This window comes from Leuconostoc sp. BM2 (assembly GCF_002095565.1).
Lineage (GTDB): Bacteria > Bacillota > Bacilli > Lactobacillales > Lactobacillaceae > Leuconostoc > Leuconostoc falkenbergense.
The window spans coordinates 1-9,752 of record NZ_MOWQ01000049.1; the positions used below are offsets into that span (position 1 = coordinate 1).

Genomic DNA, 9,752 nt, shown 5'->3' on the forward strand with positions numbered 1-9,752 from the left:
AATTAATACTCATTATATCACCGAAATACGTTTTTAATTTTTCTATTAATTCTATGTCAAAATTATTTTAAATTTCTAATGTACCGCTTCTTGTTCTAGTTTACTTGACCTCGCTTAAGAAAAGTTATTCATTAGTTTATTCATGATTGTTTTACAACCAAATTCGAATTATCTTAATAAAAAAATTGAAAGGAAAATAGTCAGCCCTAGTTCCTGTAAATTTCTAGAATTAATTGTTCAGTCTAATCTGATTGTTTTAAATATTATATAACATTTGTTCCAGGTCATTAGGCTATAAAAAAAACATTATTTACTGATTTCAGAGATCGAAATCTACCAATAAATAAATTATCTTATTATTGTTCCTTAGGTAAAAACGAAAAGTGATCACTCAAAGCGAAACGAACATTACAAACTTGTTCTCTGATGATATATTGACACATTATATTTTGTAAAATTCACTATATCAAATAATTTTTCATAAGCAATCAGCTACTTATACATATCGGTTTTGGTATTTTTTGCTACCAACTTGTTAATACTGTAATCAGTAAGGTTAAATTCTTTTGCAACTTTTTCAAGGCAATTTTTATCAGTATCCTTAACTGTACTTTTTTTGAAAAGATAAGCGATATTTTCATCGCAACTTATAGTTTCGGTAACTGATGATAACGATCATCTTTCCATTTTCGTAGACATTTAAGTAATCATTTGATGACTTAATAACTTTCCCTTACATTCCTCTTGATATTTGTGACTCACATTCTTCTTGAGCCTTTTCTTGTTCAACTTTCTTTTGATTTCTTAAGAATTGACGTTCTGCATTTGTCTCAGCACGGACGTCCTGCCGCCACAAACGACTAATTTTATTAAACGAGCCACCCCGCACTGGCATCTGATCACCTATGTGCTTCTTTGTTGTATTTGGGTTTACATTGTTGATCAAGGGTTTGGAGGCCAAGTTTTTTTCCTCTGGGCTAGATGCAATTTTAGTTTTGTCTACGTAACCACCTTTGTCAAACTTTTTAACACGTCTTAGCAATTCAGACATTTGTTGGTCAATATCATTCATTGAGATGTCTTCAATTTGTGCTAAATGTTTGTAGAGTTGATTCGCTAAGCGTTTCCTTAATTCCTCTTCCTTATTCTCAGACCATTTGAGTTGTCCCTTATGCATCACGCCCTGGTCTTCAATATTAATGGCGTCGTATTCTTGTGCCAGCGACTTAAAACCCTCATATTCAGGTTTAAGCTCTTCGGCAAACAAATCATCTATTAGTTGATCGGTTAATTGATTTGCTTTTGCCATCCTGCCTTTTCCAGCTGTTAAATGAGCATTACCAACCTGCCACCGCCCTTTCATGTTTTGAGGTAAAGCATCGTAAATTTGTTTGATGGCTTTAGCATGACGATCATTTAATAGGTTGTCTGGCGCTGCCTCCACAATTTCTTTTTTAAAGCCACCAACACCTTTTAATATTTCCTGATGCCGTCTTAGTTCCTGTGATGACATTAATTGTTTTCTAAACTGTCGTTTGGCTTGTTCAATCACTTCCAGAGGTATAACACCTATTGGCTGCCCTTTATACTTACCTTCTTGCTTGATCATCTCAGGACGCGTTTCTTGGCTTTTTTTAGCAAACCACAGATGCATGTTTAGGTGGTCAGTATCCTGATGAATCACACCAAACCAGACAACGTCATTTTCATCTTCTCCCAAAGGTAAATTAAATCCTTTGTTAATTAGCGTCTTAGCAACCTCTTGTTCTGCATGCTTCAATTTATTTTGGTCTATCATACGAGTTTCGGGATCATAGAGATCGTTTTTAACTAACCAATCGCCTCTGATTGAAAAAGCGAGTTCATGGATATTATTGCCATTTTTTTGAGCCTCATCCAAGTCTTTTCTCAATACAGAAATATCGTGATTATCATAATTTAGTTTATCGCTACCAAATATTGGATGCGTTTCTGTCACCGCAGAATTGCGGTTAGCATAGCCAGGCTTGCTAAATTGTTCCTTTAAGTCAATTAAATCGTTCATGGACTCATTATTAAGATCGTTTGTCTTTTCCGAATTATTAGCGTAGTCAACTAAATCTGAGTAATTTTGTCCCTTTATATCTGCTGTACTAGACGTGACAAACTGCGCGGGTAGATTAACCATTGCTGTCTTTTTTTCACCCAGTGCAAAGGCGGCAATTTTACCAGTCTTCGCCATTTTGCAGTTCCTCCATAATCTCTTCTAAACTATCAAACTCTTGTTGATAGTCAATCGTCAAACGGCGAGCCGTTCTGGAAGACATGTTCAGCATTTGAGCAATTTGCATATAGGACTGTTGATAGTTATTAAACAAAACTAAACTGAGCTGTGCCAAATAGTACGTGCTATTATCGCGTTCATGTTGACTGTCAGCCATCTCACTAACCTGAGTAGGATGGTGCCAATTGAATTCATCAAGTTGTTCTAAATACTTTGTCAATTGTGCTTTTCTTTTACTATGCTTTTTAGTCGTCATCGAGTTGTCCTCCTGTTTGGTGATATTTTTTGATCAGCTGCTTATCCCGAGTCCGAATTTTTTTATATTCTTCATAGGATTGTGCCAATTCATTGTTTGGATTGAGTTCTGTTGGTGTACCAAATTGTTGGAACTCTGTTGGATTAATTGGGTTGATGGCATATTTAACAAAACCATTTTTTAAATTAATGCCTTCTGGAATGTATTCAAGTTGACGTTGTTGCATGGTTAAAAGAAAACCTAATAAATTCTCTACATTTGCCAATTGCGCAGTCAATTTTGAATCACTTTTTGTGGAGTTGGCATCATTTACCTTCTGGGCTAGTTCTGAATAATTAAGACGTGCATTGTTGGCATTAAGCGCAATATTTTCTACGAAGAAATGCAAAGCAAACTTATAGGCACTACTTCGACTAAACTTCGCATTAAGAGCATTTGGGTGTCTTTCTATCCAATGCTTCATTTGTTGAAAATACCATTCTTCATCTCGTGAATTTTTAATTCCAATCATTGTTGGTCTTTCATCAAAAGTTGATTGATTGATGTCAAATTCATTTAACAAATTTTCAATAAGCTCTAGTTCTGATTTAACCTCTAAAGGGATATCTTCGGGTAGCGTTGTATCATATTTTTTATTCAAAACATTTCTTCTTTTGATGAGTGCCTTCATTTGACTTGTTTTGAATTCTATTGCATCTTTCACTTATTCACTCCTTTCAGCATTACCGTTTAAGTAGTTGATTGTCCAGCCATCTTGAACGTTAAAAACATAGACATTAAATTTCAAAGTATTGTCATTTGACTGTGCCATCATATGAACACCACGGGGAACTAACTCAACATTTTTGTAAATTGGTTTGACTTGATAACGCACATAATTATTTTTTGACTGATGCAAGTAATCAGCAATTTCAGTTTCATAAGTCACCATACTTTTTGCATTCGCTCGACTATCTGCATTTAATTGTCGTGTCCCTGTAATCAAATTTTTGGCTTCATTGTTTAGACCAGTAAATTGATACCCAATCAGATGACTACGGTTGTATAACCAGTCTGTAGTATTTGTTCCAGTTTTAATGGCATGGTATCCTGGCGTTTTAATTGTTAATTGTTCACGCGCTTTATACTTTTGAGATGGCGGCATCAACTTTTGATTCAATAAGGCATCAGCAACCTGAGGTCTGCCTAACCAATCTAATGACGAAAGTTTTTGCCAGCCACCCTCTTTTATTTGTAAATCATCCTGACTAAATGTTGGTTGGTTATGATTAATCTCAACAACTGTTTGACCAGTATATTTCAAATTAACAAGATCATCATTTTGTGTTGGAGAGATACTTTGTTTATCAATATTAATCAGTTGTGATTGCGAACCTAGGGCTACAATTTTTTGCAAAATCGACACACGATTTAAATACACAATACCTATCAATATGACAATGCCTAATAATATTCTTCGAGCCAATCTACCACGTTTATAATTTTTCATTTGAACCCTTTCTGCTTATTCAAATTCATCAAAGTCAATCGATTTTGGCAAATTTTTTTCCTGAGGGCGAGCATTTTTTTGAATTCGTTCTACCTCATCATTTAATTCTGGAAAATACATTTCAAGTCGTGCCAGAATTGTTTTAAACATTTCCCCAATGGCAATTGTATTGTCATTTAATCCGTGCACAACATTATTGTTAGCCATGATTAAATCGTCTAGGTAGCTGTGTAACACATTACTAGCATCATCTTCTCTAATTCGCTTTGCATAGTCCGTAATAACAATACGCAGTAATTCATTTGTAGATGTTCCTTCTGCTTGCGCACGCTGGTCAATGATATTCAAATCTTGTTTATCAAGACCACGAACTTCTTTTCTAACTGTCTGCATAAAAACTCCTAAATTTATTTTGATAATTGGGAACAGGTTAAGGGGAAATGCCGGCACCATGTGCCTAAACCCCGCCGTGCGGGCATTTCAAGTGCTGGGAGTGTGAGCGTTTGGTTAAACCATTTTTTAACCTACGTTTAACCCTTTTTAAACCTTTATTTGATTGAAAAAAATAGCCCAATAGGCAATTTATTTAGCGATGTGGTATTACAAATCGGTTGGTTTTGGCAACAATGATTTGCCTTCCTGAACTTGCTTGTTAGTCTTTTGATATTGACTAATATTTGTCTTAGCACGTTGAATATTTTTTTGTGCATCACTGATTTGTGTTCGTATTTGTGTAATGGCATCACGCGCATTATCAATGCTAGTTTGTGTATCTGAGTCATCAAACTGAGCGAGTATTTTCTGGTACTTTTTGATGGAAGATTGTTGTTGATCAATTGCTTTTTGATATTCAACAATCGCGTTTGTATTCTTGGAAATCAATTTTTGTTGTGCCGCTATTTTAGCTTCACTTTCGCTAACTTCAAGTTCTTCTTGGTTGGCAAATGTTAACGTATTTGATTTAGATACTTTGTCACGATTGATAATGAATTTGCCACTTGCGGTATTACTGTTTGCGTTAGTTTTCTTTGCACTTGAACTATCAGCAACTACGCTACTTGGCGCTTCGACTGTCGCCGTGTTGATACTTTTATCATGAGCTGTTAAAGTCACAGCATTGAAGTTATGACTCAAGTTTTTAAATTGGACCACGAGTGTATTATTTGAAGTTGGTACGACACGACCTGTGACCTGATTGCCACCATGTTCAGTCATGGCAGTAAATTTAATTTTGCTAATATCAACCAAATCTTGATCAGAAACAGCTCCGTCCGAGATTGTATAATGCAGTTCCAAAACACCATTATTTTTATTAAATACACTTTTTGTTAGACTAGCGGTTTTGTTCAAAGTGCCAAATGACACTGGCGTATTTAACTCCGTACTAGGCAAATTTGAAGGTCGAGGTGTAATGTTAACCATCACGGTTGTACTAAAAGCTATCAGAATAAATAGGCTAAATATGGCAATTAAATTGCGCCGTTGATGTTCCAAAAACCAAGTCCCAAAGCGACTAAATCTTTGAAAGATATTTCTAAATTTATCAGCTATTGTGATTATTGCAGTCATTGTCCTATCCCTCTACATACTCAAATGCATTGCTGTTAAAGTCAGGATATGGTGGCAAATCCTTATCTGTCATTTCACTATTTTTACTGTCAGCAATCTGTGTTTGAACAGCAGGATTTTTCGATGACTGATTAGATTTATAGATGCGGAATTGTGTCACTTGATTTTGCATAGCATAAATCTTTTGACCAGTATTTTTATCGTTATAATTGTGATTCCGCATCACAAATTCAACCTCAACCACTTGCCCAACATCAGTTACATAATCACGAATCAATTCTGCTGTTTTGTTAAAAGCAACATAATCAATGTAAGTTGCTTTGCCATCTTTTAAATCATTAATGGCCAATTTGAAGTAGGCAATCTTGGTTTCATTTTCACCTCTTACGGTGAAGTTTACGTCACGAAGTAAACGTCCTACGTGGTGATTAATTTGCATAATAATTTCTCCTTTTTTGATCCAGTAAATTAATAATCGGTGTCAGTTGTTTGGCTAAATAGTCTTGGATATTATTTGGTAGTTTAAACACGGGGATTTGGTTACCAGCTTCAGAATAATGAATGCCTTTCAGGACTGTACAACCGACGTAATGATTCCCTAAGCAATCGTCAAACAGCTCACTTTTGACTTTCATTTCATTTGGTTTTAAGCAGACAAAGGCTTGTTTTTTTGTGGGTTGAACGAGATTATTTTTCAATTCCCTAACGAGAATGACGACGTATTTGGTTTGTTGCAGTTCTTGTAAACTTTGCTCATCCAACAGCGTTAATTGTCTGACTTTCATAAGTTCTCCCTTTTGGTCTTGCAGCTTCATGAAATGGTAAATGATACCGTTCCATTAAGTTTTTGATAGCCTTAATTGATTGATAAGAGGTACGGTATAACCTCACTGCGCCATCACTTTCTAATTCATGATTTTCAATTGCTTTGATCACTTTTCGGCTGAGTTCACCTGATGAGTTAGCCACAAAAAGTATGTCTGCGTTGAAAAAGTCTACTGCAATAAATACGTTGTATTGGTTTGCCATTATATCTCTCCTCTCTCCAATTTAAAGTTAAAAGCCTGATACCGATTGACTTGTTGTGATCGCAATTTTCAAACGATTGTCAAAACCACTAGCAAAATATTTACCATATTGGCTGATATCAATCAGGTGGTCGCGCATGTAATCTACTTGGTTGAAGCCAGTGTTCAGAAGTAACTGTTTGATAGCAACTTCACCTTGTAATTGCTTTTGCAAAGTCAAAACAGAATTACCTTTCTCAAGTTCGGCCGTCAAAAAATGATATCCACGATCAAGAGCACGAACGACAATTTCTGCTTGTTGGGGTTCATTCAAAAGTAAATCAGGAATCAGACTTTGGACTACACTTCTTAATTCAGGATTGGTTTGAATAATTTTGCCGATTGCGATAAATGATTGTTGAGATTTTTTTGAATTATAATTAGTATTTATTTCATCCTCATCAAAAGAATTGGTTTCAGTTTCACTCAAATAAGTCTCACTACTCTCAGTCTCACTTGACTGTCGTTTTGACAGTTCTTGAGCTGTCGTTTTGGAAGTTCTTGACCTGTCATTTTGACAGTTCCGGACCTGTCGTTTTGACAGTTCCTTGTCCCCCAAGGGATTGGTCCTGTGGATAACTTCAAATTCAGCATTTATGTTGCCAACGTAAAGTCTGTTTGGTTTATTTAGCCCTTGTCGTTCTTCTTCAAGTAACCCAAAATTTGCTAGTTCTTTTTTCAAACTAATGACTTTTTTCTCGCCAACACTCAGGATTGTTTGCAGATCAATGTTTTTGTAAATCAGGTAAACATCACCATTTTTATCAATCCAATTATTCCTAATTGACAACAAGAAACGATCACGCAGAATTGCATAAGCCACTTTCGTTTCAAGTTTCATGTCGGCATAGAATTTATTTTCAAACAGTGCTTTTGGAATTTTGTAGAATCGTTCATTAGTTTCGACTTGATCTCTACTAACACGTTCCATTTTCCTGGGTTTTTCTTGATCATTTATCATCGGCAGTCCCCTCTAATGTCGCAACAATCTCTTCAAACGAAATATCCATGATTTTGTAAAATTTTATGAACGTCGTCAGTTTCGGATTATAACTTGGGTCAGTTTCAGCTTTTGAAATCGTCGCCGTTGATAACTCCCCTTTTGATTTTACAGCTAATTCCAATTGTGTTAGTCTTTTTCGCTCCCGATAAGCTTTTACAATTGACCCAAAAGAATGTCTCATTTTGTTTCTTTCTCCCTAGTTTTAGTTGTCAACTTTCATTGATTTTATTACCAATAATTAACCGTCATGAAGACGGTTTCTTAACAACTTCTTAATATTTAGGCTATTTTTAAGCAAAAAAAATAAGCCCACACAGGACTTATGAGCTTTTAAAATAACGAATGTTACAAATACGTTACTTTATTTCAATTTATTGACTTTGGATTTTTTTAAAAACGTGTAATCCCTTGTGCGCCAACGTATCAACAAGCCTCTGTTACGTTAGATTATGCACGGTACACTAACAAATGTCTTGAATTTGTCAACCCCTAAAGTAACAAATAATCAAAAAAAATTGATTTTATTTTCGCTAATCCGTTGTCGCTGTTGTGATAGCGGATTTGTTTACAATCTGATTACAAAGACTGTTTTTGTGCTTTTTGCGGTTTTGCGTTTCTAAATTTCAGCTACCATAATTTATTTTTGATGTTTAATGTTGGTCGCATATTTAGTTTTTGCATTGTCATTTTGACTTTTTTAAGCCAATCAAGCCCTAAATTCGTGTTTATCTGGCTATTATTATACGCAAAAATGCAGCCCAAAGCTATTGACTTTGAACTGTCTTAACAATTAGCGATTTTTAGCATCTATTGATGATTAAGCTGCCATGATTCGCTTAGTAAAGACTTTTTCAGGTGTTTTGAACCTGAGCACATTTCTAGGACGCTCATTGATGTCCTGAATGGCGTTTTGAAGCTTACGTTGGGTAATCTTAGTAAAGTCATAACCAGCAGGAAATACACGCCTTAATTCACGATTCATGCGTTCGTTTGTACCTCGTTGACCTGGTGATTGTGGATCAGCGTAATATAACTTTTTGCCGTACGTATCTTCAATGCTGTAAATAAATAAACTACTGGTGAATTCTGTGCCACGATCACATGTTATACTGTCACAAACATTTTCAAACCTTGACATAAAGGTATCAATGGCTGTTTTGACATCATCTGAACTCTTACTTTTAGCTTTGACACCAACCATAAAACGTGTTTTTCGTTCCACAAATGTGATCACGAAAGATTGGGAATCTTGAGGACTCATCACCCCATCAATTTCCCAATGACCAAATGTTGAACGATTATTGATGACTTCTGGACGGTTGTGAATTGAACGCGTTTCAATCATCATCCGTTTATGTTCTGGATTAACTGGTTTGGCTCTTAGATGCCTGCGTCTTTTGCCTTTAAGCGGTAAATCATTTAATGTTGCACTCAGGTTGCGATTCAGAATCCAGTTATAGATTGTTCGTGTGCATACACCAATTCGTGGCACACCATGTGCAATTTGTTCTGGCGACCAATGTTTCTTTTTGAGATAGTAATCTATCTTTTCGCGTTTTCTAGGTGTGATTTTAGGCTGTGAACGATGCGACTTTGATTGATAATACTCAGCACGTCTTGCCGCTTGCACAGGTTCGTAGGTATGGCGCAATACTTTCTTTTTGCCATGCCAAGTCATGACACGGGCATTACGCTGCAATTCGTGTGTAATGGTAGCTCGAGGGCGGTTTAGCTTTCGAGCAATTTCTGCATTGGTTTTACCCGCGTCAATCATATTTTTGATGGTAACGCGCTCTGTAAAATTAAGGCGACCATATTTAGAGTTTGGGTTTTTCTTAGTCATGTGGCAATTATTCCTTCTCTCAATAAAACTATAAAATTGACATTCGGTCAATAGTTAAAATGTTAAGAAAAACAAAAGTGAACAACTGCTCGTATACTGAAAATCCGGACCGCTTTATTTCTAGGGCATAATCCAAGATAATCAAGTATAGGAGTTTTTTTATATTATGAAAGCTAAGCGATACTCAACAGAATTTAAGTCATCAATTGTCACCTTGTATAACGAGGGACGTTCTGCTAATTCTCTAGCCAATGAATACCAT

At 35.7% G+C, this 9,752-nt stretch carries 12 protein-coding genes; all 12 read right to left on the minus strand.

Annotation, left to right across the window (positions count from 1 at the left end):
* Window positions 1–733 precede the first annotated feature (733 nt).
* Entirely contained in the window at window positions 734–2,221 is a 1,488-nt protein-coding gene (gene mobP2 / locus BMG01_RS09495) for a MobP2 family relaxase (RefSeq protein WP_036086548.1), read from the minus strand.
* On the minus strand, window positions 2,205–2,519 hold the full coding sequence (locus BMG01_RS09500; protein ID WP_036086545.1) for a hypothetical protein: 315 nt from the start codon (window positions 2,517–2,519) through the stop codon (window positions 2,205–2,207). Before BMG01_RS09500 ends, mobP2 begins: the two co-directional genes overlap by 17 nt.
* On the minus strand, window positions 2,509–3,222 hold the full coding sequence (locus tag BMG01_RS09505; RefSeq protein ID WP_010006619.1) for a hypothetical protein: 714 nt from the start codon (window positions 3,220–3,222) through the stop codon (window positions 2,509–2,511). The genes BMG01_RS09500 and BMG01_RS09505 overlap by 11 nt, the downstream gene beginning before the upstream one ends.
* On the minus strand, window positions 3,223–4,008 hold the full coding sequence (locus BMG01_RS09510) for a DNA/RNA non-specific endonuclease (RefSeq protein WP_036086542.1): 786 nt from the start codon (window positions 4,006–4,008) through the stop codon (window positions 3,223–3,225).
* Between the two features lie 15 nt (window positions 4,009–4,023).
* Window positions 4,024–4,401 carry a hypothetical protein gene (locus BMG01_RS09515; RefSeq protein WP_036086540.1) on the minus strand — a complete coding sequence of 126 codons (378 nt, stop codon included), beginning with the start codon at window positions 4,399–4,401 and terminating at the stop codon, window positions 4,024–4,026.
* Window positions 4,402–4,608: 207 nt separating this feature from the next.
* A complete protein-coding gene (locus BMG01_RS09520; RefSeq protein ID WP_036086537.1) occupies window positions 4,609–5,577 on the minus strand; it encodes a hypothetical protein in 969 nt (322 codons plus the stop codon).
* A gap of 4 nt (window positions 5,578–5,581) precedes the next feature.
* Window positions 5,582–6,016 (minus strand): single-stranded DNA-binding protein, encoded by a 435-nt coding sequence (locus tag BMG01_RS09525; RefSeq protein ID WP_036086534.1) that lies wholly within the window; start codon window positions 6,014–6,016, stop codon window positions 5,582–5,584.
* Window positions 6,006–6,362, minus strand: coding sequence for a hypothetical protein (locus BMG01_RS09530; protein WP_036086532.1), 357 nt, complete (start codon window positions 6,360–6,362; stop codon window positions 6,006–6,008). Before BMG01_RS09530 ends, BMG01_RS09525 begins: the two co-directional genes overlap by 11 nt.
* On the minus strand, window positions 6,331–6,606 hold the full coding sequence (locus tag BMG01_RS09535) for a hypothetical protein (protein WP_036086530.1): 276 nt from the start codon (window positions 6,604–6,606) through the stop codon (window positions 6,331–6,333). The genes BMG01_RS09530 and BMG01_RS09535 overlap by 32 nt, the downstream gene beginning before the upstream one ends.
* A gap of 27 nt (window positions 6,607–6,633) precedes the next feature.
* On the minus strand, window positions 6,634–7,605 hold the full coding sequence (locus BMG01_RS09540) for a replication initiator protein A (RefSeq protein ID WP_084013477.1): 972 nt from the start codon (window positions 7,603–7,605) through the stop codon (window positions 6,634–6,636).
* The gene (locus BMG01_RS09545; protein WP_036086528.1) at window positions 7,595–7,828 is read right to left on the minus strand and encodes a helix-turn-helix transcriptional regulator; all 234 of its coding nucleotides are present in this window, start codon (window positions 7,826–7,828) and stop codon (window positions 7,595–7,597) included. Before BMG01_RS09545 ends, BMG01_RS09540 begins: the two co-directional genes overlap by 11 nt.
* Window positions 7,829–8,464: 636 nt before the next feature.
* Window positions 8,465–9,490 carry an IS30 family transposase gene (locus BMG01_RS09550; protein WP_036086526.1) on the minus strand — a complete coding sequence of 342 codons (1,026 nt, stop codon included), beginning with the start codon at window positions 9,488–9,490 and terminating at the stop codon, window positions 8,465–8,467.
* Window positions 9,491–9,752 lie beyond the last annotated feature (262 nt).